General features: G+C 59.3%; 19 protein-coding genes. 11 read left to right on the top strand and 8 right to left on the bottom strand.

Annotated features, from left to right (window positions below; translation table 11 throughout):
- Window positions 1-2 precede the first annotated feature (2 nt).
- The 8 genes from AC07XF_RS04520 (at window position 3) to AC07XF_RS04485 (ending at window position 8,597) form a co-directional block, all read left to right on the top strand.
- Complete coding sequence (locus tag AC07XF_RS04520) at window positions 3-797, top strand: carbon-nitrogen hydrolase family protein (RefSeq protein ID WP_495025561.1); 795 nt, start codon at window positions 3-5, stop codon at window positions 795-797.
- 48 nt (window positions 798-845) lie between these two features.
- The gene (gene pqqF, locus AC07XF_RS04515; protein WP_495025560.1) at window positions 846-3,275 is read left to right on the top strand and encodes a pyrroloquinoline quinone biosynthesis protein PqqF; all 2,430 of its coding nucleotides are present in this window, start codon (window positions 846-848) and stop codon (window positions 3,273-3,275) included.
- Between the two features lie 157 nt (window positions 3,276-3,432).
- The gene (pqqA, locus tag AC07XF_RS04510) at window positions 3,433-3,507 is read left to right on the top strand and encodes a pyrroloquinoline quinone precursor peptide PqqA (RefSeq protein WP_003444522.1); all 75 of its coding nucleotides are present in this window, start codon (window positions 3,433-3,435) and stop codon (window positions 3,505-3,507) included.
- An 81-nt stretch (window positions 3,508-3,588) separates the two neighbouring features.
- Entirely contained in the window at window positions 3,589-4,500 is a 912-nt protein-coding gene (gene pqqB, locus AC07XF_RS04505) for a pyrroloquinoline quinone biosynthesis protein PqqB (RefSeq protein ID WP_495025559.1), read from the top strand.
- 136 nt (window positions 4,501-4,636) lie between these two features.
- Complete coding sequence (gene pqqC, locus AC07XF_RS04500) at window positions 4,637-5,389, top strand: pyrroloquinoline-quinone synthase PqqC (protein WP_085586309.1); 753 nt, start codon at window positions 4,637-4,639, stop codon at window positions 5,387-5,389.
- The gene (gene pqqD / locus AC07XF_RS04495; protein WP_015097086.1) at window positions 5,386-5,661 is read left to right on the top strand and encodes a pyrroloquinoline quinone biosynthesis peptide chaperone PqqD; all 276 of its coding nucleotides are present in this window, start codon (window positions 5,386-5,388) and stop codon (window positions 5,659-5,661) included. Before pqqC ends, pqqD begins: the two co-directional genes overlap by 4 nt.
- Complete coding sequence (gene pqqE, locus AC07XF_RS04490) at window positions 5,633-6,805, top strand: pyrroloquinoline quinone biosynthesis protein PqqE (RefSeq protein ID WP_495025558.1); 1,173 nt, start codon at window positions 5,633-5,635, stop codon at window positions 6,803-6,805. Before pqqD ends, pqqE begins: the two co-directional genes overlap by 29 nt.
- On the top strand, window positions 6,771-8,597 hold the full coding sequence (locus AC07XF_RS04485) for a S9 family peptidase (protein WP_495025557.1): 1,827 nt from the start codon (window positions 6,771-6,773) through the stop codon (window positions 8,595-8,597). The genes pqqE and AC07XF_RS04485 overlap by 35 nt, the downstream gene beginning before the upstream one ends.
- Before the next feature lie 130 nt (window positions 8,598-8,727).
- Here the strand turns inward: AC07XF_RS04485 and AC07XF_RS04480 are convergent, their stop codons facing one another.
- The gene (locus tag AC07XF_RS04480; protein ID WP_003228885.1) at window positions 8,728-8,886 is read right to left on the bottom strand and encodes a YqaE/Pmp3 family membrane protein; all 159 of its coding nucleotides are present in this window, start codon (window positions 8,884-8,886) and stop codon (window positions 8,728-8,730) included.
- A gap of 204 nt (window positions 8,887-9,090) precedes the next feature.
- Window positions 9,091-10,374 (bottom strand): aspartate aminotransferase family protein, encoded by a 1,284-nt coding sequence (locus tag AC07XF_RS04475; protein WP_495025556.1) that lies wholly within the window; start codon window positions 10,372-10,374, stop codon window positions 9,091-9,093.
- A gap of 169 nt (window positions 10,375-10,543) precedes the next feature.
- Between AC07XF_RS04475 and AC07XF_RS04470 the strand changes: the two genes are divergently transcribed.
- On the top strand, window positions 10,544-11,473 hold the full coding sequence (locus tag AC07XF_RS04470) for a LysR family transcriptional regulator (RefSeq protein WP_495025555.1): 930 nt from the start codon (window positions 10,544-10,546) through the stop codon (window positions 11,471-11,473).
- Between the two features lie 228 nt (window positions 11,474-11,701).
- Here AC07XF_RS04470 and AC07XF_RS04465 read toward each other — a convergent pair whose 3' ends face one another.
- The 4 genes from AC07XF_RS04465 to AC07XF_RS04450 all read right to left on the bottom strand — a co-directional run bounded on the left by AC07XF_RS04465 (window position 11,702) and on the right by AC07XF_RS04450 (window position 19,123).
- Window positions 11,702-13,480: an acyl-CoA dehydrogenase C-terminal domain-containing protein gene (locus AC07XF_RS04465; RefSeq protein WP_429490187.1), complete on the bottom strand. Its 1,779-nt coding sequence runs from the start codon at window positions 13,478-13,480 to the stop codon at window positions 11,702-11,704.
- Between the two features lie 175 nt (window positions 13,481-13,655).
- The gene (locus AC07XF_RS04460) at window positions 13,656-15,452 is read right to left on the bottom strand and encodes an acyl-CoA dehydrogenase C-terminal domain-containing protein (RefSeq protein WP_495025554.1); all 1,797 of its coding nucleotides are present in this window, start codon (window positions 15,450-15,452) and stop codon (window positions 13,656-13,658) included.
- A gap of 85 nt (window positions 15,453-15,537) precedes the next feature.
- Window positions 15,538-16,830 carry a GGDEF domain-containing protein gene (locus AC07XF_RS04455; protein WP_495025553.1) on the bottom strand — a complete coding sequence of 431 codons (1,293 nt, stop codon included), beginning with the start codon at window positions 16,828-16,830 and terminating at the stop codon, window positions 15,538-15,540.
- Window positions 16,831-16,981: 151 nt separating this feature from the next.
- A complete protein-coding gene (locus tag AC07XF_RS04450; RefSeq protein WP_495025552.1) occupies window positions 16,982-19,123 on the bottom strand; it encodes a cytochrome-c peroxidase in 2,142 nt (713 codons plus the stop codon).
- A 153-nt stretch (window positions 19,124-19,276) separates the two neighbouring features.
- On the opposite strand from AC07XF_RS04450, the gene AC07XF_RS04445 reads away from it, so the two are divergent.
- Together AC07XF_RS04445 and AC07XF_RS04440 are read left to right on the top strand one after the other, a co-directional pair.
- Entirely contained in the window at window positions 19,277-19,576 is a 300-nt protein-coding gene (locus AC07XF_RS04445; RefSeq protein WP_495025551.1) for a hypothetical protein, read from the top strand.
- A 659-nt stretch (window positions 19,577-20,235) separates the two neighbouring features.
- Window positions 20,236-22,029, top strand: a complete 1,794-nt coding sequence (locus AC07XF_RS04440) for a hypothetical protein (protein WP_495025550.1) — start codon at window positions 20,236-20,238, stop codon at window positions 22,027-22,029.
- Between the two features lie 72 nt (window positions 22,030-22,101).
- Here the strand turns inward: AC07XF_RS04440 and AC07XF_RS04435 are convergent, their stop codons facing one another.
- Both AC07XF_RS04435 and AC07XF_RS04430 read right to left on the bottom strand, forming a co-directional pair.
- Window positions 22,102-23,907, bottom strand: a complete 1,806-nt coding sequence (locus tag AC07XF_RS04435; protein WP_495025549.1) for a phenylacyl-CoA dehydrogenase — start codon at window positions 23,905-23,907, stop codon at window positions 22,102-22,104.
- Window positions 23,908-24,184: 277 nt separating this feature from the next.
- Window positions 24,185-24,481: a pyrroloquinoline quinone biosynthesis protein PqqE gene (locus tag AC07XF_RS04430; protein WP_495025548.1), complete on the bottom strand. Its 297-nt coding sequence runs from the start codon at window positions 24,479-24,481 to the stop codon at window positions 24,185-24,187.
- Window positions 24,482-24,585 lie beyond the last annotated feature (104 nt).

The following is a 24,585-nucleotide window of genomic DNA, read 5'->3' as shown; positions in this document are numbered from 1 at the left end:
AAATGCGCGTAGCCCTTTACCAATGTCCACCGCTGCCTCTGGATGTCGCCGGCAACCTGCAACGCGTGCAGCAGCTTGCGCTGGAGGCCAAAGGTGCGGACCTGCTGGTGCTGCCGGAGATGTTCCTGACCGGCTACAACATCGGCGTCGATGCTGTCAGCGTCCTCGCGGAGGTGCATAACGGTGAATCGGCGCAGCAGATTGCGCGCATAGCCAAGGCTGCCGGGATCGCCATTTTGTATGGCTATCCCGAGCGCACCGCCGACGGGCAGATCTACAACGCCGTGCAGTTGATCGACGCCAATGGCGAGCGCGTCTGCAACTACCGCAAGACCCATCTGTTCGGCGACCTCGATCACTCGATGTTCAGCGCCGGTGCGGACGAGTTTCCCATCGTTGAGCTCAACGGCTGGAAGCTCGGTTTCCTGATCTGCTACGACCTGGAGTTTCCGGAAAACGCCCGACGCCTGGCCCTGGCCGGTGCCGAGCTGATTCTGGTGCCGACCGCCAACATGATTCCCTATGACTTCATCGCTGACGTCACCGTCCGCGCCCGGGCCTTTGAAAACCAGTGTTACGTGGCCTACGCCAACTATTGCGGGCACGAAGGCGACATCCACTACTGCGGCCAGAGCAGCATTGCCGCGCCGGATGGTAGCCGCATCGCACAGGCTGGCCTTGATGAAGCACTGATTGTCGGAGAGCTGGATCGTCAGTTGATGCTCGACTCGCGCGCCGCCAATCGCTACTTCCTCGATCGCCGCCCTGAGCTTTACGGCGCGCTACACAAGCGCTGATCCATCGTTATCCGCTAGCATTGGCACTTCACTGTTCTGGAAGTGCCCATGCCCGCGCTGAATCACCCTCGCCCCCTCACTGAAACCCTGGCCAACGGCTTGCGGGTGACGCTGCGTCATGCGCCGAATTTGAAGCGTTGCGCTGCGGCATTGCGCGTCGCGACCGGCAGCCATGACGTGCCGATGGCCTGGCCGGGGCTGGCGCACTTTCTTGAGCATTTGCTGTTTCTCGGCACCGTGCGTTTTCCCGCCGATCAAGGGTTGATGGCCTACGTACAACGGCATGGTGGACAGTTGAATGCACGCACTAGCGAGCGCGCCACGGATTACTTTTTCGAATTGCCAGCGCAGGCTTTTGCCGGTGGGTTGGAGCGTCTGTCAGACATGCTCGCTCATCCGCGTATGAATCCGGACGATCAGCAGCGGGAACGGGAAGTGCTACATGCTGAATTTGTCGCCTGGTCCCAGGATGCGGCCGCGCAACAGCAATTTTCGCTGTTCGATGGACTGTCAGAATTGCATCCGCTTCGCGGTTTCCATGCGGGTAATCGCGACAGTCTGGCGGTGGAGCAACCCGGGTTTCAGCAGGCTTTGCAGGATTTTCATCAGCGGTTTTATCAGACCGGGCAGATGACCTTGAGCCTGGCTGGGCCGCAGAGTCTCGAAGAGCTGAGGGCGCTGGCTGAAGCGTTTGGCAACGTCATCACCAAGGGAGAAAACGTCGAGCAACAAGCTCCTGTGCCACTGATGTCGACGTCAGAAAAAAGTTATCAACAGGCTGGAGAACGGCGTCTGGATTGGCTGTTCGCACTCGAAGCACTGCCCGATTTCTCTGCGCAAGCGCTGGCGTTCCTGTGCCACTGGCTGAATCTGGCAAAACCCGGCGGCTTGTTGGCAAACCTGCGCGAGCGCGGGCTGGCCGATAACCTGAAAGCCCAACCGCTGTACCAGTTCGCCGGGCAAGCTTTGCTGCATATCGAATTCACCCTGCCCGCCGCAGCCTCGGCAACAGGCATCCGCGAACGCCTGATGGACTGGCTCGGTTTTTTTGCCGAACAAGACTGGAACCGATTGCGTGAAGAATACGCAACCCTGCTCCAGCGTCAGCAGCAAGTCAGCAGTGCCTTGCAACTGGCCCGACTGGACAGCGAACAGCGCGAAGTCGTGTTATCCGACAAAGGCGCTACAGCCCTCAAGCAAATCCTCCAACAAATCGGAGCTGTGGATAACTTCAGCGGCCCATGGCAATTGCCCGCCCCAAATCCTTTCCTGCGCTGCGAAGCACCGGCACCCAACGCCGGATTGATTCGCGGCCAGACCAGCGCCCACCGCGGCCTGCGCACTTTTGCCCAGGATCGCTCGCGCAGCCGTCGTGAACGTTCGCCGATGCAATTCAGCCAGGCATTCCCGGACAACGGTGCTGAAGGTGCGATCTATCTGCGTTGGCGTCTGGACTCGACTCCCGGCAGCAACCTTCAATCACGGCTGGAAAATAACCTGCAATCGTTGCGAGAAGACGCGCGCCAGGCCGGCGTGGACTTTTCCTTCAGTGCGTCGGGCAACGAATGGCTGCTGAAACTGAACGGGCTACAGGAGCCGATGCCCTCCGTCCTGGAGCATGTGCTGAAAGAACTGACAAGACCTGATGCCGTTCTCTCACCATCAGAATCGACGAGCGTTGCGTTAATGCCGATTCGACAACTGCTCAAGGTATTGCCCGATCACTGTCTTGGGCACACCGCGAACTCGGATGACGTGCAGCAACTCTGGTCAAGTGCGCGCTGGGATGGGCTGGCCATCGGATTGTCAGCTCAGACTCAAGCGGCCATGGGTCTGGCTTTGAGCCGTATACCCGGTACGCCGGACAATCAACTGACGGCGCCAGCTTCGATCCATTCACAACGTCTGTGGAGCAATGTCGATACCGCCTCCAGCGAGCACGCGCTGCTGCTGTTCTGTCCGACAGCCACCCAGGAAATGGCCGACGAAGCCGCGTGGCGTTTGCTCGCGCATGTCTGTCAGACGCCGTTCTACCAGCGCTTGCGGGTGGACCTGCAACTCGGCTATGCGGTGTTCAGCGCCCTGCGGCAGATTCACGGGCAAACCGGGCTGCTGTTCGGTGTGCAATCGCCAAGTGTTGCGCCGATGGACCTGCTGCAACACATCGAGCAATTCCTGAATCGATTGCCGGAACTGATCAACGCACTCGACGACACCACCTTCACCGCTCAACGCAAGGCCCTGGCGGATCAGTTTTCCAGCGCCACGCTCGCCACGGCCCAGGCGGCCGAATTGCTCTGGCAGGGCAAACTGGCTGGCCGCTCGTCGGATTATCTGACGCAATTACCCGAGGCCATTTTGCAGATCGACCGGGCCGCGCTATTGGCTGCGACCCGGCGCCTGAATCAGGCCGAGGGCGGCTGGTGCTGCCTGGCCAGCGCCGCCAGCCCTGGTGAGCCATGGCAAGCGGCAAAATGATCATTACCGGCGCGGTAAGGAGCTTTCTCAAAGTTTCACGGGCAATCTCTTTGAAATTTTGAGTAACATAGCAACCTAACTATCTGGAACATCTCTGACTTGAGGTGGACTATATCTATAGATAGCGCTGTCCCACCCACCTGAAGGAGTTCAATTTATGGCCTGGACCAAACCTGCCTACACCGACCTGCGTATCGGCTTTGAAGTCACCATGTACTTCGCAAGCCGCTAATCTCTACCTTGGTAGACGTGCAGCACAACGCCTCGGTTATCCGAGGCGTTTTATTTTCAGCGTTGAAACGATGGAGTGTCCATGTTTGTCCAGATTCTAGGTTCCGCTGCCGGCGGCGGCTTCCCCCAGTGGAACTGCAACTGCGCGAACTGCGCAGGCTTTCGCAACGGCAGCCTGCGGGCCAAGGCGCGGACGCAATCGTCTATCGCGATTTCCGATGACGGCGTGAACTGGGTGCTGTGCAATACCTCCCCGGACATTCGTGCCCAACTCCAGAGCTTCGCCCCGATGCAGCCTGGCCGCGCCCTGCGCGATACCGGGATCAGCGCGATCATCCTGATGGACAGCCAGATCGACCACACCACCGGCCTGCTCATGCTGCGCGAGGGTTGCCCGCATCAGGTCTGGTGCACGGACATGGTTCACGAAGACCTGAGCAGCGGCTTTCCGCTGTTCACCATGCTGACCCACTGGAACGGCGGGCTGAACTGGAACCGGATTGAGCTCGATCAAAGCTTCACCATCCCCGCCTGCCCGAACCTGCGCTTCACCCCGCTGCCTTTGCGCAGTGCCGCACCGCCATATTCGCCGCACCGCTTCGACCCGCATCCGGGCGACAACATCGGCCTCATCGTCGAGGACCGCGGCACTGGCGGCAAGCTGTTCTATGCGCCGGGACTGGGCAAAGTGGATGAGCCGCTACTGGAGATCATGGCGGGCAGCGATTGCCTGCTGGTCGACGGCACGTTGTGGGACGACGATGAAATGCAGCGTCGTGGCGTCGGCACCCGCACCGGGCGCGAGATGGGCCACCTGGCACAAAACGGCCCCGGCGGCATGCTCGAAGTGCTGGAGCAACTGCCCACGCAGCGCAAGGTGCTAATCCACATCAACAACACCAACCCGATTCTCGATGAGGATTCGCCGGAACGGGCGGAGCTGGATCGGCGCCAGGTTGAAGTGGCGTATGACGGCATGAGTATTGTGCTGTAGCAAAGGGCCCCTTCGCGGGCAAGCCCGCTCCCACATTGGACTTGTGGTGTACACACCCCCTGTGGGAGCGGGCTTGCCCGCGAAGGTGTCCGACCAGACACCAAAGATTTCAACGGTTGTGCACCGGAGAACCGCAATGACCGACACCCCGATGTCCCCCGCCGAATTCGAAGCGGCCCTGCGCGCCAAGGGCGCCTATTACCACATCCATCATCCCTACCACGTGGCGATGTACGAAGGCCGGGCCACCCGCGAACAGATTCAGGGTTGGGTCGCCAACCGCTTTTACTATCAGGTGAACATCCCGCTGAAGGACGCCGCGATCCTCGCCAACTGCCCTGACCGCGAGATCCGCCGCGAGTGGATTCAGCGCCTGCTCGACCACGACGGCGCGCCCGGTGAAGACGGTGGCATCGAAGCCTGGCTGCGTCTGGGCCAGGCCGTCGGCCTCGACCCGGACCAGTTGCGCTCCCAGGAACTGGTGCTGCCCGGCGTGCGCTTCGCCGTGGACGCGTACGTCAACTTCGCCCGCCGCGCCAGTTGGCAGGAGGCCGCGAGCAGCTCCCTGACCGAGCTGTTCGCCCCGCAAATCCACCAATCGCGCCTGGACAGTTGGCCGCAGCATTACCCATGGATCGACCCGGCCGGATACGAGTATTTCCGCACCCGCCTGGGTCAGGCACGGCGTGATGTCGAGCATGGTCTGGCGATCACGCTTGAGCACTACAAGACCCGGGAAGGCCAGGAGCGCATGCTGGAAATTCTCCAGTTCAAACTGGACATTCTTTGGAGCATGCTCGATGCCATGAGCATGGCCTACGAACTGAATCGCCCGCCATATCACAGCGTGACCGGGGAACGGGTCTGGCACAAAGGAATCACCTTATGAGTTTCGATCGCAGCAAGACCCCGACCTGGCGTCCCGGCTACCGCTTCCAGTACGAACCGGCGCAGAAAGGCCACGTGCTGCTGTACCCGGAAGGCATGATCAAGCTCAACGAAAGTGCCGCACTGATCGGCGGCTTGATTGACGGTGAACGGGATGTCGCGGCGATCATCAATGAGCTCGACCAACAGTTCCCCGGCGTGCCCGAGCTCGGTGACGACATCGAGCAATTCATGGAGGTTGCCCGTGCGCAGCACTGGATCGAACTTGCCTGATTCATCGGTGCAAGTGCCGCCCAAACCTGAAGTCGGCCTGCCGCTGTGGCTGCTGGCCGAGCTGACCTATCGCTGCCCGCTGCAATGCCCGTACTGCTCCAATCCGCTGGATTTCGCCGAACAGGGCAAAGAGCTGAGCACCGAACAGTGGATCAAGGTGTTCCGTGAGGCGCGGGAAATGGGCGCGGCGCAACTGGGCTTTTCCGGTGGTGAACCGCTGGTACGCCAGGACCTCGCCGAGCTGATTACCGAAGCGCGCAAACTGGGTTTCTACACCAACCTGATCACCTCCGGCATCGGCCTGACCGAGCAGAAAATCAGCGACTTCAAGAAGGCCGGTCTCGATCATATCCAGATCAGTTTCCAGGCCAGCGACGAGCAGGTGAACAATCTGCTGGCCGGTTCGAAAAAGGCCTTTGCGCAGAAACTGGAAATGGCCCGGGCGGTGAAGGCCCACGGTTATCCGATGGTGCTGAATTTTGTGACCCATCGGCACAACATCGACCAGATCGACCGCATCATCGAGCTGTGCATCGCACTGGAAGCGGACTTCGTCGAGCTCGCCACTTGCCAGTTCTACGGTTGGGCTCAGCTCAATCGCGTCGGGCTATTGCCAACCAAAGAGCAACTGGTGCGCGCCGAACGCATCACTAATGAATACCGCGCCAAGCTGGAAGCCGAAGGGCATCCGTGCAAGCTGATTTTCGTCACCCCGGACTACTACGAAGAACGCCCGAAAGCCTGCATGAATGGCTGGGGCAGTATTTTTCTGACGGTCACGCCGGACGGAACCGCCCTGCCCTGTCACGGCGCCCGACAGATGCCGGTGCAGTTTCCCAATGTGCGCGAGCACAGCATGCAGCACATTTGGTACAACTCGTTCGGCTTCAATCGCTTTCGCGGTTATGACTGGATGCCCGAACCGTGCCGCTCCTGTGACGAGAAAGAAAAGGACTTCGGCGGCTGCCGCTGCCAGGCGTTCATGCTCACCGGTGATGCCAGCAACGCCGACCCGGTGTGCAGCAAGTCGCCACAACACGGCGTGATCCTCAAGGCTCGCGAAGAAGCCGAACACGCGACCCAGACCATCGACCAATTGGCCTTTCGCAATGAACGAAACTCACGCCTCATCGCCAAAAGCTGAACTTTTCAGCGCTGCCAAAGCCGTAGCCGCCGGTATCGACTTTGCCGAGCTGCAGGTCGGTCGACAGGGCCTGTTCTGGAACGAGTACCGCCCCGAAGACGCGGCGTGCCGAATCTGGCATTGGCGCGACGGTGCAGCGAAATGTCTGACGCCACCGGGGTTCAGCGTGCGCAGTCGGGTGTACGAATATGGCGGCGGAGCGTTTTGTCTGACGGACGACGGTATCGTTTTCGTCAACGAGGCAGACCAGCAGCTGTATCGGCAAGCACTGCAAGACGAACCGCCCGAAAGGCTCACGTTCGGTGTGTGCCGTTATGGCGATTTACAGTTCGCCAACGGGCAAGTGCTGGCAGTCGAGGAGCATCGCGATCAACACCGACTGGTGGCAATCGATCTGTTGGATGGCGCACGTCACCTGCTGGCCGAAGGTGCTGATTTCTACGCGGCACCGACGCTGAGCCCTGATGCCCGGCGTCTGGCCTGGATCGAATGGGATCACCCGGACCAGCCATGGACAGCGACCCGTTTGATGGTTGCCGAACGCCTCGCCAATGGCGGGTTTGCCGAGGCTCGTTGTGTGGCGGGCGACGGCACTCAAGAGTCTGTGCAACAACCGCGGTTTGATGCCGGCGGTCGCTTGTATTGCCTGACGGATCGCGCGGGGTACTGGCAGCCCTGGATGGAATCTGACAAAGGCCTGAGCCCATTGCCAAGTGCCACCGCGGACCATGGCCCAGCGCCCTGGCAACTCGGCGGAAGCACCTGGTTGCCGCTGAGCGACAATAGTTATCTGGCCAGCTGGACCGAAGGTGGGTTTGGCCGATTGGGCGTATGCGGCGATTCCAGCTCAGACTTTACCGGCGACTACAGCCGTTTCCGCCATCTTGCCGTGGATGAGCAGTTCATCTATTGCATCGCCGCGTCGCCGGTCAGTTCAACCGCAGTCATCGCCATCGACCGGCAGAGCCGGCAAGTGAAAGTACTGGCCGGCGGCATCACCCCCCTTCCTCCCGAACAAATCAGCAGCCCACAAACCTTGCGCTACCCGAGTGGCTCCGGCGAAGCACACGGCTTCTTCTACCCGGCGATGACCGGCGAGGAAAAACCGCCATTGGTAGTGTTCATCCATGGCGGCCCGACGTCGGCGTGCTACCCGATGCTCGATCCACGCATCCAGTTCTGGGCTCAGCGGGGCTTCGCCGTGGCCGACCTCAACTATCGCGGCAGCAGCGGTTATGGCCGGGCCTATCGTCAGGCGCTTCATTTGAGTTGGGGCGATGTTGATGTGCAAGACGCCTGTGCCGTGGTCAGTTACCTCAACCAGAGAGGCTTGATCGACGGCGACAAGGCTTTCATCCGCGGCGGCAGCGCCGGCGGCTACACCACCCTTTGCGCCTTGGCCTTTCACAACGTGTTCCGCGCCGGTGCCAGCCTGTATGGGGTCAGCGACCCGGTGGCGCTGGGTCGCGCCACCCATAAATTCGAAAGCGACTATCTGGATTGGTTAATCGGCGATCCGGTGCAGGATGCCGAACGCTACGCCGCCCGCACACCGCTGCTGCATGCAAGCAACATCCGCGTGCCGATGATCTTCTTTCAAGGGGAACTGGATGCCGTGGTCGTCCCGCAGCAGACCCGCGACATGGTCGCGGCGCTGCGGGACAACGGTATTCTGGTCGAAGCGCATTACTACGCGGACGAACGCCATGGCTTTCGCAAGGCCGGCAATCAGGCTCATGCGCTGGAACAGGAATGGTTGTTTTATCGAAGGGTGATGGGTTCAGTAGACTGAGGTCTGCGCACAGAGCTGAAACAATGGCGCCCCCTTCGCGGGCAAGCCCGCTCCCACAGAATTTGTGCACACCACAGAACCTGTGGGAGCGGGCTTGCCCGCGAAGGCTGCCGACCTGCCGACGCTCAGCTCAACGCTTGGCGATGATGTAAACCGCATGCACGATCCCCGGAATGTAACCGCACAACGTCAGCAGAATATTCAGCCAGAACGCTCCACCGAATCCTACTTGCAGAAACACACCCAGCGGCGGTAACAGGATGGCGATGATGATGCGAATAAAATCCATGGGGCAGCTCCTGATTGGGTCGACTCGTTCGAGCCCTACAGCTAATCGACCCGTGCCGTTTATCAGGGTTCAGTCCCGCTGCTCCCGAGTTCTGCCCCTTCGTTGAATTTCGCAGACAAAAAAACGCCCCACGCCAAAAGAATCAGGCGTGGGGCGTGCGTTTTACCGCGAGACGGTTCGGGAATGTGTGTAGGGCGCGTCTGATCAGACGGCAATCCCTTTACGGCACTGCAATTGCGCGGTGCGTACTCGGGAGAAGGCGCGCGCCAGGCGCAGGAGCATTTCGTCGATGTTGGCGTTGCTGACATTAAGCGCAGGGGTAAAGCGCAGGCAGTCGGGTTGCGGGGCATTGAGCAGCAGGCCTTCGTACAGCGCAGCCTTGACTACCGCGCCGGCAGAATCGTCCGACAGCGTCAGCCCCCAGAGCAGCCCTTGTCCGCGCAACTCGCCGTGACCGTAACGATGGGCCAAACGCCCCAAACCTTCACGCAGGTGTTGACCGGTTTCTGCGACGTGTTTGAGGAAACCCTTGTCCTGCACCGTATCGAGCACCGAAAGTCCCGCAGCGGTCATCAGCGCATTGCCGTGATGAGTGCCTGTCACCTCGCCCGTGTCAAAACAACAAGCCTTGCCACGCGCCAGCAACGCGGCCAATGGCACACCGCCGCCCAGCCCTTTGCCGAGCACGACGATATCCGCCGTTACGCCGTAGGACTGTTCTGCGAGCAAGGTGCCACAACGGCCGATGCCGGTTTGCACTTCGTCGAAGATCAGCAAAATGCCGAGTTCACGGCACAAGCGTTCGACACCCTTGAGGTAATGCGCGGTGGCCGGGTTCACGCCGGCTTCGCTCTGGATCGGTTCGAGCATGATCGCTACGGTCCGCTCATCCACGGCCGCATGCAACGCTGGCAGATCATTGAATGGAACACGGCTGAAGCCTGGCAATTGCGGCTCGAAACGGTTGATCAATGCCGAACTGTCCGACGCCGAAATCGTCCCCAGGCTACGACCGTGGCAACCGTTGTTGGCCACAATGATTCGCGACGCACCACCGCGATGCTGCTGACCCCATTTGCGCGCCAGTTTGATCGCCGCCTCACAGGCTTCACTGCCGGTGTTGAGCAGGTAAGCCTGATCACTGCCGGTGCTGGCACACAGTTGCCCGGCGAGGCTGAGCATGCCGCGGTTATGCAGGCCGAAGCCCGGATTGATCAGCGATTGCGCCTGGGCGGTGATGGCGTTGACCAGTACCGAAGGGCTGTGACCAAGGCTGTTGGCCCCGCCTCCCTGGGAAAAATCCAGATACGCACGGTCATCGCTGTCCCACAACCACGAACCCTGGCCACGCACAAACACCTGTTTCGGCCGCTCGACACTGGGCATCAAGTACTCGCTGGAAAGGTTACTGCCTTGGGTTGGCAGGGAGGCGTCCATGACCAGATCATCAAGGCTGGGAGGACTGCGACGCAGACTGAACAGATTCAACTGAAAAAACCTCTTTTGAGGTTTTTTGCCTTACCTATGTAAACACCATCGAAGCAAACGGTATTCATCGCGCTCTGTGGCCCTGTAAGCCCTGTGAATGCGGTTAGACTAGGCTCAGACGAGGCGTTCAGCCATTTCGATTTCCCAGCATTTTCGATAAGTAATACTTATGGATTTCAAGCAACTGCGTTATTTCGTCGCGGTCTATGAAGAAGGCCACGTGGGCCGGGCCGCCGAGCGCCTGTCCATCTCCCAGCCGGCGCTGTCCCAGCAAATCCGCCACCTCGAACAAAACCTCGATGTGAGCCTGTTCGAACGCAGTAGCAAACGCCTGCTGCCGACCCTCGCGGCGCACACGCTGTACAACCACGCCCAGCCTTTGCTCGATGGCTTGCAACGAGCACGGGAAGCGCTCGGCAACTTCAAGGGTCAGGCGCTGCGCACCTTGGCCATTGGTGTGTTGCAAACCGTGCATACCAGCCTCGTTCCGCAAATGCTCGAGCGGGTGCGCAAGGCGCAGCCGCATCTGGTGGTGCAGATCTATGAACTGACCGGCCTGGAAATCGAGCGGCGGCTGCTCAACGGTTCTCTGGATATTGGCATCAGCTACCTGCCGCCCCGTCAGCCTGGCTTGCATGGCGTGATGCTGTACGAAGATGAACTGACCCTGGTCATCCCGGCGGAGCATCCGCTGCGTGAATTCAAGAAAGTGTCCATGAGCCAGGCCGCCGAACTGCCGATGTTGCTGTTGGGCGAGGAATTTCAAATAAGGCAGATCTGGCGGGCACAACTGGCAAACCTCGGACGACGCCCGCAGGTGCAAGCCGAACTGAACAATATGGCCGGGATCCTCGACAGCTTGCCGCACACGCGTCTGGCAACAGTGCTGCCCGGGCGCTCGCAAAAGACTCACGGCAACCACGAGTTGCTATGGAAGCCCCTGAGCGAACCACGAGTGCCGCTGAAAGTCGGTTTGGTGTGTCGGGATGTGCAACGGCAGCAGGCCTCGCTGGAATTGCTGCGGACCTTGCTGGAGGAAGTGATGAATGGCCCGGATGAACGCTTGAACAGCGCGCAGGCTCTGGATGGACCGCGCTGACAACTTTTCTCCGGGCAAAAGAAAACCCCGCCGAAGCGGGGTTTTTGCAGACTGTTTCCCTGACATCCATTTCACTCCGCCGTCCTGGCAGAATCCTACGTGTCCCTGTTGTTGCTTTGCGCTTCCTGCGCTACGTCCATGTGAAGTAGATTAGCTGTGGATCCAATTTGCATCTATGGGAGAACAGCAGCACGTTATGTAAGAGAATGCTTACATAACGCTACTTCATCAGAATTGTCCTGCATCCAGCAGGAACAACGATTCGCTACCGGCCTTCACCGACGCGCTCAATGAATGAATGCGCGGCAGCAGGCGGGCAAAATAGAACCGTGCCGTACCCAGTTTGCTGGCGTAGAAATCGTCTTGCGCTTCCTTGCCGAAAGCAGCCTTGGCCATCAGTGCCCACATGTAGGCGTAAGCCGTGTAACCGAACACTTGCAGATACTCGACCGACGCCGCGCCGATTTCGTTCGGATTGGTCTTCGCTCGGTCAAGCAACCACGCGGTCAGTTCATCAAGGGTGGTCACTGCGTCGTTCAGTGGCTTGGTGAACTCTGCGAGGTCCGCACTGGCGGTGGCCGTGAAGTGACGAATCTCGTCAGCGAACAGATTGTAGAACGCCCCGCCGCTACCCACGATCTTGCGCCCGACCAGGTCCAGCGCCTGAATGCCGTTGGTGCCTTCGTAGATCTGGGTGATGCGCACGTCACGTACCAGTTGCTCCTGGCCCCACTCACGGATGTAACCGTGGCCGCCGAAGACCTGTTGGCCGTGAACGGTGGTTTCCAGGCCCAGGTCGGTCAGGAACGCCTTGGCCACCGGGGTCAGCAACGCCACCAGATCTTCCGCACGCTTGCGGGTGGCGGCGTCTTCGCTGAACTTGGCGGTGTCCAGTTGCATGGCCACGTAAGTGGAAAACGCTCGGCCACCTTCGTTCGAGGCTTTCATGGTCAGCAACATGCGACGCACGTCCGGGTGGACGATGATCGGGTCAGCCACTTTGTCCTTGTTCTGCGCGCCAGTCGGCGAACGGCTTTGCAGACGGTCACGGGCGTATTCCACGGCGTTCTGATACGAACGCTCGCCAGTGGCCAGGCCCTGAATACCGACGCCCAGTCGCTCATAGTTCATCATGGTGAACATGGCCGCCAGGCCTTTGTTCGGCTCACCGACCAGGTAGCCCACGGCCTCATCGAAGTTCATCACGCAGGTCGCCGACGCCTGGATACCCATCTTGTGTTCGATCGAACCGCAGTTCGCAGGGTTGCGCGCGCCCAGGCTGCCATCGGCATTGACCATGAACTTCGGCACCAGGAACAGCGAAATGCCTTTCGGCCCCGCCGGGGCATCCGGCAGCTTGGCCAGCACCAGGTGGATGATGTTTTCGGTGAGGTCGTGTTCGCCACCGGTGATGAAGATCTTGGTGCCGCTGACCTTGTAGGAGCCGTCGGCCTGAGGCTCGGCCTTGGTGCGAATGATCCCCAGGTCGGTACCGGCGTGTGGCTCTGTCAGGCACATGGAACCGGCCCAGATGCCGGCGTACATGTTCGGCAGGTACGCCGCTTTCAGCTCTTCGCTGGCGTGGGCATTGATCGACAGGCAAGCGCCGGCGGTCAGCATCGGGTACAGACCGAACGACAGGCTGGCGGAGTTGACCATTTCTTCGACCTGGGCCGAAACGGCTTTGGGCATGCCCATGCCGCCGTAGGCAGGATCACCGCCGACACCGACCCAACCGCCTTCAGCGTAGGTCTGATAGGCCTGTGGGAAACCTGCCGGCGTGGTGACGGCACCGTCCGCCCAATGGCAACCTTCCTCGTCCGCTGCACGACTCAGCGGCGCGATGCTTTTGCTGGTGACTTTGCCGGCTTCTTCCAGGATGGCCTCGACCGTTTCTGCATCGACGGTTTCAGCCAGTGCAGGCAGTTCGGCCCAGAGTTTGGCGACCTCGAAAACTTCATTGAGGACGAAGCGCATATCGCGCAGGGGCGCTTTGTAGTCAGCCATGGCAAACCTCGCAAGATCTATACAGGTGATTCACAGGAAGAGTGTTTTCGTTGGGTCGGAGTGTACCCCAACAACTTTTGTGACACATAGGGTCAGCTCATGACCGTTTTGTAATTTTTAGTCATCGACAAAAAAGCCCGCACAAGGCGAGCTTCTTTGTAACGGATTTACATGACTAAAGCGCGAACAGCTCCGCCGGCAGTTGCATCAGACAATCGCTCCCTGCTTCGATGGCCGCCCGATGAGCGGCAGTGCGTGGCAACAGGCGCTTGAAGTAAAACTCGTTGGTCGCCAGTTTGGCCCGACAGAAGTCGCCATCACCACTGCCAGCATCAAGCTGCGCCTGAGCCACGAGCGCCATGCGCAGCCACAGGTAGCCGAGGATGATGTAACCGCTGTACATCAGGTAATCCACCGACGCGGCACCGACTTCGTCCGGGTTTTTCATTGCTGCCATGCCGACCTTGGCGGTCAACTCACCCCACTGCTGATTCAGTTGATTGAGCTGCGCCACATACCCGGCCAATTGTGGATGTTCGTGGTTCGCCGCGCAGAACTTGTGGACGATTTTGGTGAAACCGCGCAACAACTTGCCCTGACTGCCGAGTACCTTGCGCCCGAGCAAGTCCAGCGCCTGAATGCCGTTGGTGCCCTCATAGATCGGCGCGATCCGGCAGTCGCGTACCAGTTGCTCCATTCCCCATTCGCGAATGAACCCGTGGCCACCAAATACCTGCATGCCATGGTTGGTCACCTCCAGGCCGGTGTCAGTCATGAAGGCTTTGCAGATCGGTGTGAGGAACGCCAGCAAGTCTTCGGCATCCTGACGCGCCGTTTCATCCGGACTCAGGTGCGCCACGTCCAGTAACTGCGCGGTGAAGTAGGTCAGTGCGCGGTTGCCCTCGTTGAAGGCTTTCATGGTCAGCAACATCCGTCGCACATCGGGGTGCACGATAATCGGATCAGCGACTTTCTCCGGCGCTTTCGGGCCGGTCAGCGCGCGCATCTGCAAACGGTCGTTGGCGTATTTGATCGCGCCCTGGAAGCTCGCCTCGCCCAGACACAGCCCTTGCATGCCGGTACCCAGCCGCGCGTGGTTCATCATGGTGAACATGCAGTTCAGGCCCTTGTTCGGCTCGCCGATCAAGAAGCCCTTGGCCGCGTCGAAGTTCAGCACGCAGGTGGCCGAGGCCTTGATGCCCATTTTGTGTTCGATCGAGCCACAGGACACACCGTTGCGATCACCCGCTTCGCCCGTCGCGTCGGGCAGGAACTTGGGCACGATGAACAGTGAAATGCCCTTGGTCCCGGACGGTGCGTCCGGCAATTTCGCCAGCACCAGATGAATGATGTTGGCGCTCATGTCGTGCTCGCCGGCCGAGATGAAGATCTTGCTGCCGGAGATCGCATAGCTGCCATCGGCCGCAGGCACGGCCCGGGTCTTGATGATGCCCAGGTCGGTGCCGCAATGAGCTTCGGTCAGGCACATGGTGCCGGTCCATTGACCAGCGGTGAGCTTCTTCAAATAGGTCTGTTTTTGCGCCTCAGTGCCATGGGCGTGGATCGCCGACATCGCACCGTGGGTCAGGCCGGGGTACATGCCCCACGAGGTGTTGCTGGAACCCACCATCTCGCTGATGACCAGGCCCAGAGAGATCGGCAACCCTTGACCGCCGTACACCGGGTCCGCCGCCAAGCCATGCCAGCCACCCTCGACATATTGGGCGAAGGCCTGCTTGAAGCCCGTCGGCGTGGTGACCACGCCGTTGTCGAAATGGCAGCCTTCTTCATCGCCGCTGCGGTTGAGCGGCGACAATACGTTTTCGCAGAACTTCGCGCCTTCTTCGAGGATCGCATTGACCATGTCCGGGCTGGCATCGGTGGCCCCCAGCGCGGCGTAGTTACGGTGAAAGTCGAAGACGTGGTCGATCAGAAAGCGCATGTCGCGCAAGGGAGCTTTGTACTCGGGCATGGTCATTCTCCGTCGGCAGATTTCTCCAACCTACTGCCGTCGACCCTACCTCACAATCACTTTCCGCTCGCTGAATGCGCCATCATCACTCAACCATAGCGGCGTCCATGCGCACGGCACCACGGCGGTTCTGCCCGAATGCCATCACACAGTTGCGCCCGGCGCCCTTGGCGCTATAGAGCGCCTGATCAGCGGACTTGAGCACCTCTTCGGGGGTGCGTTGATCGATCCGTTCGGCAACGCCGATACTGACCGTGACCGATACACTCGACGCACCGGAACCGGCACGCCGCTGGCGCCCCTGGTTGTCGTCCTGCGGGCGGTTTTCCTGATTACGCAGCTGAATGTTGTAAGTGGCGATGGACTCGCGGATAACTTCCAGGTGCGGCATGCACTCTTCTAGGGTCTTGCCTGCAAACACCAGGGCAAATTCCTCGCCGCCATAGCGATACGCCTTACCGCCACCGCCGATTTTCGACAGCTTGCTGGCCACCAGCCGCAGCACCTGGTCGCCGACGTCGTGACCGTGGGTGTCGTTGAATTTCTTGAAGTGGTCGACGTCGCTCATGGCCAACACGTAGTTGCGCCCCAGCCGTTGCATGCGCTCATTCAGCGCACGACGGCCCGGCAGCCCGGTCAGTTCGTCGCGGAAGGCCATTTGATAAGCCTCGTGGGCGACCGCCGCGGCGATCATCAACATCACCTGGCTGCACATGATGTTGAGGGTGAAGGGCAGGATGAAGGTTTTCGGCAACATCCAGAACAGGCCGAGCAATCCCACCAGTTGCGCGGCGTGCAGCGGTCTCGGATTGCGCCAATATTGGTAGGCCAGCAATAAAAATGCGGCGATGAATACCGGATAGGACAGCTGAATCAGGCTCATCCACGCACCATGCAACGCGGGCCAGCGAATCTCCGACAGCCAGATCAGCAACGCATGGGGATAACTCTGCTCGAGCGCCAATGCAACGCTGCCCACCGCCAGCAGCACAGCGAAACGCGCGACCATATCCTGGAACAGGTGCGTACGCTCCTGCCACGCCGCAAACACCCCAAACAACAGCGGCAGCAGCAGGCAACACAAATGAAAGACCACGGCGGCATCGTCACGCACCTTGCCGTTGTCGCGGTAATAGTCGGTCTGGGTGTCGAGCAGGAAGTAGGCGATGTACACCGTGACCATCAGAAACAGTTCACGCTGGCGTCGGTACACCGCGCAATAGGCACCACCGAGCAACAACACCAGGGTGGGCAGCACGTTGAACAGCGACGTAAAGAAGACGTTCAGATCCTTGATGTACGCAGCCGCAAGCCCCGCCAGCAACAGCAGTAATGACGGCAGGAAATGACTGAAACGCACAGCGGAAGAACGCAGCAAGGGTAAAGCTCCGACCCGTCAGTTCAAAAGATGGCATTGTGCCCACCACTTTAACGGCAGCCCCCCCGATTTGCTGAGTGAAATACTGAGGTATTTGTAAAAGGTCGTCACTGGCGTCCATCAGCCGCCAGTGACGCAAGGGCAAATACAGTTACAGGTCGTTGTTGAACGGTTGCAGCGGCCCTTCCAGCGCCGTGCGACCTTCGGCACCGACCGGTCTGAGCTCGATTTCGGCATCCTTCGCTTGCCGGGTAGTGATCTTCGGACTGGCCGGTTTTTGCCCGACGGAGTTTTCATCACCCTTTTCGCCCTGTACCAGCACCAGCGACGGATGGTCAAACGGTGCCCGTTCCCACGCGACCCGAGGATCGGTCAGCCCGACTTCCATGAACTTGACCAGCGCATTCACCTCATCCGGAGTCAGGTTCAGCCGGGTCATGTCCGGATCAAGATTGGAGCCGTTGTGCTGATTGACTGCCGGGTGTTCGAATCCGCTGGTGTTGCTGGCATCTTCGCCACGCCGGTCGCCACCACGGTTGTAGAACTCCATGACCTGTTGCAGCGTTGCGCGACTGCCGTTGTGGAAGTACGGACCGGTCAATGCGATGTTGCGCAAGGTCGGTGTCTTGAAGGCGCCATCGACCGCGTCGCGGAAATCGACATTGGGCTTGAGCGTCGCATCACAAGGGATGGCCGGGCTCAAACGCGCTTCGAAAGTGCACACATCGACATCCAGCGGGTCAGGGATCGTGCCGCCCTTCAGTACGGTGTTGTACTGACGGGTGAAAGACAACGGATTACCCCAGGCATCCGAGCCACCGAGTGCCAGGTCTTCCGAGGTTGGACGCACCCCGGTGTTGTAGAAGCCGTTGTCATACAACGTGATCAAGTTGTCGGCCATGACCATCCGTTCGATGCGCTCACGGGGATGGAACAGCAACCGACTGCCGGCGTTGGTCAACTCCGCGCCACCATGGCAACTGATGCACTTGCCCTTGCCCAGGAACAGGTTCATGCCCTGGACCTGCTGGTTATTCATGGCGGTGTGATCACCCTGTAAATAGGCATCCAGCGGCGCCTGGTCCGAGATCAGCGTGGACTCGTACATCTGAATCGCCAGCCCGAAGAACAACGGGAAGTTTGCTTCCATCTGGGTGTATGGCGCGCCGCCCAGCGAGACCTCCTGCGTGGCATTCCACAGACGCGGCTGGAACGCGTTCTTGATCAGTTCACGGTAAGTCGGCCGATGGCCGCCGGATACCGGCCCCAGTACCGAATCGGTGGACGAGATCCGTTGTTGCTTGAGCATCAAGGTGTCGAGCATGCGCCGGCCAATGTCGGCGAAGGTACGTCCGCCGCAGGACATTTCCACCGGGCTGCCGGGAGGCCCTACCGCTTGCGAGGCGGCGGAAGCATCGTTGAGTGCCAGCCTGACTTTGGTCGCCACGCCACTGCGATCGCTGGTCACGAAAATCCCGGCATCCGGGTCGCGATTGCCGAATGGAGAGAAGCCATTGAAGACGTTATTGGCCCGGCCATCCCAGAAGTTACGCACGTTGAACGCGGCGTTGATCACCGTCGGTGCGTTACGCCCGGTGCTACGGCGCACATTGATACCGCCCACCTGGAAGATGCCGTCCGGTTGCTGAATGCACTTGTCGAAACGCGACTGATGGGGCTTGACGAAGTTGGCGTCGAACACGCCTTGCGAGCCGATCACATCGTCGCTTGAATAGAGAATCGCCGAGTTGCGATCCAGCGGATCGGCCAGCACATGGGTCGGGAAGTCGCTTTTCTTCAGCAGATAGTTCGGACCGCCCTTGCCTCCTGATTTGGTGGTGTAGCTCGGCACGTCGCCCGGGATGTCCGAGGCGGTGAACGGCTTGTTGAAGATCGACGAGACGTTCGCGTTGGTGTTGGCCAGTCCAGGGTTGATCTGGTTGGTAGTCCGATGATCGGCGCCCGCGTGAAAGTGGCAGGACGCGCAAGCGGTGGAGCCGTCACTGCCGATCTCCATGTCCCAGAACAGTGCCTTGCCCAGGAGAACCGCCGCCGAACGATTGAGCACGTAGTCGGTCATGAGGTCGACTTTGCGCCCGCCTTCGGTTCCCGACGGGTCGGGCGGAAGCAGCCCACGCAGCGATTGCAGAGTGGGCACGTCCAGTACGGGCGGATCGACCGCTACCGCGTCTGCGGCCCAAACGTTCATGACGGGCAGGCCAATGGCGAACAGTGTCATCACCATCGCACGGGGCAAGCAGGTGGTTCGGAAGATGCTCAAATACTTAAACATGACGACGTTCCCGATTCAGTACGGAGTAGTCAGGCTCCGCGGTTACCCTGTTGCGAGATGAGCTCATCGCCATGAATCTTGCTGCTCGCTCGAGTAACCACATCAACTTTAAGTTACATGGGTAATGCGAGACCTAACTGGCAAAGCACTCTCGTGACTCAGGCATTTTTAAAAAATGATATTTCGCACCACTGGGTAGCGCTTGACGTAACTCTAGCCGTAACAAAACATTTCAACATGAAAATTTCAATATTTTTTACATTTAAGCCAAATCAAGAAACCCTACTAATAACAGCAACTGCGCACTATTCCTCAGTTGTGGTTAAACTTCACCCATTACTGGGTGTCATTCCCCAAACAGCCCGCACCAAGCGATCACCAGCGACCTATAAGCGCTGGATTTTAAAGGATATAACGCCACCAGACTGCGTTTTATTGAAGTTGGCAGAGTAATTGCTCTTCCAAACACCGCGGTGAAAACGGCACTTTAGAAAACTCCTGAAAATCCGCACCGCCAGCCAATAGAAACATCCATCAGACATATAAAACCCATTCGTGCGCAAGTTGTACTGCGCCAGCTATTGTCTTTTTTATTTATACCTCCCATACAAGACTATTTTCTCGCCACCCTCTTCAACACCCTCTCTTGCACACCTACGACCTTAGTAGTATTTAACAGACAACACTTCTCAACTACCACTGATGGAGAGACACTTACCTAAAGTTTTCACAGAGCTCCAAACTTGGGCATATACCCCCACCCACTTTGGTGTTAACCACATAACATATAACTATGTGTATACCACCAACTTCAGCGCAGCCCGCATTTTTGCTGGCAAACAAGCGACTTTGCCAATCAGGCACGACTACTGCTAGGTGACCCTCAGGCTCAAGGAAATGTCTCTCGCGCTTGCGTCCCTAACCGGCCAACGCAACGCAGGTGAAAGCATCCGAACGGCAAGTGTCGACCGTACACAGGCACTTATCCCGCTGGATCGAGCCCCAATTCGACAATCACGGATTTTCGTTTTTCTTGCGCAGGATTCAGCGCATCAGCAGATCCGCGATCTCGATCGGCCGGCAATTGGTCCTGCAAGATTCTGGAGTGAGCCATGAGCTTATCTTTGTACGAAAAAACGCTCGCCATACCGCTGCTGCCTCACAAACGATTCAACGGCATCTTCAGTCGCCATGCTCTGCTCGCCAGTGCCGTCGCTATCGCACTGGTCATTGGTGGTGGTGGAGATGCATTTGCCAAAAACGGAGTTGGCGGTGGCGGTGGAGGTGGAGGTGGCGGTGGTGGCGGGACAGCCAAGCCCCCGGGTTTGCCCTCGCCGTTCACGACACCCACACTGCCCGATCCGGTTTTTACAAACCCGACTGCGATTCATGGGTTTGACGTTACCGGGTTTATCCAAAACATGACCCTGGACACCACCAATGCGAATTGCCCCAATACCAGCGACCCTGGCCGCTTTGGGGGGACCGTCCAGTTGAACGGCGTCACGATTGTTGTCCCTTGCAACACCGTTATGCAGATGCCGGCCAACACTCTGACCTGGGCCGACTTCGTCAGGGGTGGAACCCTGGCGCTCGGAAAATCACCGGCGGCCTATCCCTCGTTCGAGATCCATGTGGTAGGCAATACCGTCTCCGACAAGCCAATCGCCGGGCTGATCTTTGTCTCCCAGCAATCAGTCAACGCGGGCAGCGGTGTCATCACCCGGATCGACTACACCAACGGCAACCTCGAAGTCGACAGCGGGAACCCGACGCAACCCACGATCATTCAGATCAACGATCCGAATGGCCGTTTTGGCCGCGCCCAAAGCCCCGACCCACGCTTCTCCGTCGATGATGCCAACCCGACCATCCATGCCGCCACCGGCTACCCGATGTGCGTGCCACGCACGATCTCCGGAGACGATGCGCTCTGCCCGCAGAAAAACCGGCCAAAAGTGGTCGCCCCGACCACGACCAACAACTGCCGCAACTTCAGCCAGGCCGGCGTCACGCCTCCGGCCAGCGGGGAGCTCTCGGGTCCAGCGCTGGGGCAGGTCTATTGCAGCCAGTACGTCATGAAGAGATTCAGCGATGCTACACGCACGGCGACGGACCCCGATCCGACACAACAGGCACCCTTCGAAGTCGGCGACTTCATCAGCTGGTCCGGTACTCTGTTCAAGTCAGCAACAACGGGCCTCCCGGACTTCATCTCTGCACACACGATCGAGGCGAATGTCGGGATCTACACTCAGCCTGGTACGCAGCCCAGCTACCTGGCTATCGGGGAATTTGGCATCGGTACGGCCGACCCGGCCGCAACGGCCATCAACGGAGTAGCCCAGGAGACGCAGGACCGGATTTTCCTTGAAGCTTCGACCACCGACATCAAGACCCCGGTCGACATCTATCTGATTGATGTCAATCCATCGACGGGCGTGCAAACCAATCGCTGGATTACACCCTATGAGATGACAGGTGAGTGCAACCCTGGGCTGGGCCTTGCGGCCAGTTGCCTGGGAGCCTCGGGAGGTATCACCACACAAAACACTGGTCCTCAGCCACAACGCGCCAGACTACGCGCGACCAAAGCGCCCACTGGGCTACTTAGCCAGCCGACACGTACTTTGCGCGTCGTTGCGCGGTCACTTTGCGTTCCACAGCAAAGCCTATCCCAGGCCGGCGTGGACGGTTGCATCCAGAATGCGGGCATTCTGACCGTCGCCAATGGACTGACTGCCGGACAGTATGTGGCGCCGGTGTTCGAGTTCATCTTTCCGGAAGGCGTCAAGCCTGGCGATCCGGTGGTGCCTAACGACTTCTGGCACCTGCCGTTCATACGTAACGGCGAAGGCGTGACCACTCCGACTGGCGTCGGCCCTCTGGATCCGACGCCTTGGTGAGCAAGGCCTGACGACAGCGCAAAAAAAACCGCCGCTCCCGGAGGAAGCGGCGGTTTCTTTTGAAGGACTGCGTTAGTAGCCCAGGTCGAAGTTCTCTTCTTTCATGTCCATCAGGTTGTTGGCACCCGACAGCATGGTTGCAACGTGAGTGCGGGTACGCGGCAGAATGCGCTGGAAGTAGAAACGCGCAGTCTGCAGCTTGGCGGTGTAGAAGGCCTCTTCGGAAGTGCCGGCAGCCAGTTTCTCGGCAGCCAGACGCGCCATGTCAGCCCAGAAGTAAGCCAGACAGGCGTAACCCGAGTACATCAGGTAGTCCACAGAGGCCGCGCCGACTTCTTCGCGATCTTTCATGGCGGCCATACCGACCTTCATGGTCAGCTCGCCCCATTCCTTGTTCAGTGCAGCCAGCGGAGCGACGAATTCTTGAACCGCTTCGTTGCCTTCGTTGGTCTGGCAGAACTTGTGGACGATCTTGGTGAAGCCTTTGAGGGCCTCGCCTTGAGTCATCAGCACTTTACGGCCCAGCAGGTCGAGTGCCTGGATACCGGTGGTGCCTTCGTACAGCATTGAGATGCGGCTGTCGCGAACGTTCTGCTCCATGCCCCACTCGGCGATGAAGCCGTGGCCGCCGTAGATCTGCACGCCGTGGTTGGCCGACTCAAAACCGACTTCGGTCATGAAGGCTTTGGCGATCGGCGTCATGAAGGCCAACAGCGCGTCGGCTTTCTTCTTCTCTTCTTCGTCCACGCCGTACTTGACGATGTCGACCTGCTTGGCGGTGAAGTAAACCATTGCACGGTTGCCTTCGGCGAATGCCTTCATGGTCAACAGCATGCGGCGTACATCAGGGTGGACGATGATCGGGTCAGCGGCCTTGTCCGGCGCTTTCGGGCCAGTCAGCGAGCGCATTTGCAGACGGTCGCGAGCGTATTTCAGGCCACCCTGGAAGCCGACTTCGGCGTGAGCCAGACCTTGCAGAGCGGTACCCAGACGAGCGGTGTTCATGAAGGTGAACATGCAGTTCAGGCCTTTGTTCGCCGGGCCGATCAAGAAACCGGTGGCGCCGTCGAAGTTCATCACGCAGGTGGCGTTGCCGTGGATGCCCATCTTGTGTTCCAGCGAACCGCAAGACACGGCGTTACGCGTGCCAACCGAGCCATCGGCGTTCGGCAGGAACTTCGGCACGATGAACAGGGAGATGCCTTTGGTGCCAGCCGGTGCATCCGGCAGGCGGGCCAGTACGATGTGGACGATGTTGTCGGCCATGTCGTGTTCACCGGCCGAGATGAAGATCTTGGTGCCGGAAACCTTGTAGGAACCGTCGGCCTGAGGCTCGGCCTTGGTGCGCAACATGCCCAGGTCGGTGCCGCAGTGCGGTTCGGTCAGGCACATGGTGCCGGTCCATTCGCCGGAAACCAGTTTGGTCAGGTAAGCCTCTTGCTGCTCAGGAGTGCCGTGCTCGGAAATGGTGTTCATCGCGCCATGGGACAGACCCGGGTACATGCCCCACGACCAGTTGGATTCACCGACCATTTCGCTGATCGCCAGACCCAGGGACTCCGGCAGGCCCTGGCCGCCGTGTTCTACGTCGTGGGCCAGGCTTGGCCAGCCGCCTTCGACGAATTGCTTGTAGGCCTCTTTGAAGCCAGTCGGGGTCTTGACGCCGGACTCGCTCCAGGTGCAACCCTCGATGTCGCCCACGCGGTTCAGCGGAGCCAGCACCTGCTCACAAAACTTGGCGCCTTCCTCAAGAATGGCGTCAACCATGTCCGGAGTTGCGTCGGCACACGACGGAAGGCTCTGATAGTGCGCTTCGTAGCCGAGCAGTTCGTCACGAACGAAGCGAATATCACGCAAGGGGGCCTTGTAGTCAGGCATAGCGATAAACCTCTGCTGATGTAACCGGGAATGAACGACCGCGTTGATTTGTTGTGACGGTCAAACAGTTGTTTGAAACATACGTTTACGCCCAAATCTTGTCAAGCGTCGTTCTTTTGCCGTTCGTCATCGCAGGATCGGACACACGGGTACACGACAACGCAACTGCGCTTTCGAAGCAGCCCGCCGCACTGAAAAGATTAGTTGAGGAAGAAAGACTTACGCAGAAAAACGCCGCGAACAGACGCGGCGTTGAGGGTGCGGTATCGGCGAGGAATCAAGCGTAGGTATCGATCAATGTTCCGAGCACTTCATCGGCTGCCTTGGCGACTTTCACGCCCAGCTCCGCCTGAATCTTGCCTTGGGCCATTTCGACCACGTTGCTGGCCAGGTCCGATTGCTGGCTGCGATCAACCGACCGCAAACGATCGACTTGCGCCTCGGAGGACTGGCTGGTGACCGAACGTTCGATCGTCGTGTTGGCGATCTGCCCGGCGGCTAGATCGACGCGGTTCTGCCCAGCCTGAAGAGTGCTCAGACCGGCATAAAAAGCGGTGCTTCCTGAGATTTCCATGGGAGAACTCGTCCTTTCAAAGGATCAACAGTGGCCATTGAAGCAGAGTGGCCGACAAAACACCCGACAAAAACAATAATGGCACAATGCCTTGTCATAGACAA

The sequence above is a fragment of the Pseudomonas sp. GW821-FHT01C01 genome (genome assembly GCF_059422645.1).
Note: the sequence above shows the minus strand (reverse complement) of the source record. Positions and strands in the feature narration are given on the sequence as shown.

What these genes read in the sequence shown, in the direction of transcription:
- AC07XF_RS04520 (WP_495025561.1), top strand. Translation starts at nt 3, where the DNA reads ATGCGCGTAGCCCTTTACCAATGTCCACCGCTGCCTCTGGATGTCGCC.
- pqqF (WP_495025560.1), top strand. Translation starts at nt 846, where the DNA reads ATGCCCGCGCTGAATCACCCTCGCCCCCTCACTGAAACCCTGGCCAAC.
- pqqB (WP_495025559.1), top strand. Translation starts at nt 3,589, where the DNA reads ATGTTTGTCCAGATTCTAGGTTCCGCTGCCGGCGGCGGCTTCCCCCAG.
- pqqC (WP_085586309.1), top strand. Translation starts at nt 4,637, where the DNA reads ATGACCGACACCCCGATGTCCCCCGCCGAATTCGAAGCGGCCCTGCGC.
- pqqD (WP_015097086.1), top strand. Translation starts at nt 5,386, where the DNA reads ATGAGTTTCGATCGCAGCAAGACCCCGACCTGGCGTCCCGGCTACCGC.
- AC07XF_RS04485 (WP_495025557.1), top strand. Translation starts at nt 6,771, where the DNA reads ATGAACGAAACTCACGCCTCATCGCCAAAAGCTGAACTTTTCAGCGCT.
- AC07XF_RS04480 (WP_003228885.1), bottom strand. Translation starts at nt 8,886, where the DNA reads ATGGATTTTATTCGCATCATCATCGCCATCCTGTTACCGCCGCTGGGT.
- AC07XF_RS04470 (WP_495025555.1), top strand. Translation starts at nt 10,544, where the DNA reads ATGGATTTCAAGCAACTGCGTTATTTCGTCGCGGTCTATGAAGAAGGC.
- AC07XF_RS04465 (WP_429490187.1), bottom strand. Translation starts at nt 13,480, where the DNA reads ATGGCTGACTACAAAGCGCCCCTGCGCGATATGCGCTTCGTCCTCAAT.
- AC07XF_RS04460 (WP_495025554.1), bottom strand. Translation starts at nt 15,452, where the DNA reads ATGCCCGAGTACAAAGCTCCCTTGCGCGACATGCGCTTTCTGATCGAC.
- AC07XF_RS04450 (WP_495025552.1), bottom strand. Translation starts at nt 19,123, where the DNA reads ATGTTTAAGTATTTGAGCATCTTCCGAACCACCTGCTTGCCCCGTGCG.
- AC07XF_RS04440 (WP_495025550.1), top strand. Translation starts at nt 20,236, where the DNA reads ATGAGCTTATCTTTGTACGAAAAAACGCTCGCCATACCGCTGCTGCCT.
- AC07XF_RS04435 (WP_495025549.1), bottom strand. Translation starts at nt 23,907, where the DNA reads ATGCCTGACTACAAGGCCCCCTTGCGTGATATTCGCTTCGTTCGTGAC.
- AC07XF_RS04430 (WP_495025548.1), bottom strand. Translation starts at nt 24,481, where the DNA reads ATGGAAATCTCAGGAAGCACCGCTTTTTATGCCGGTCTGAGCACTCTT.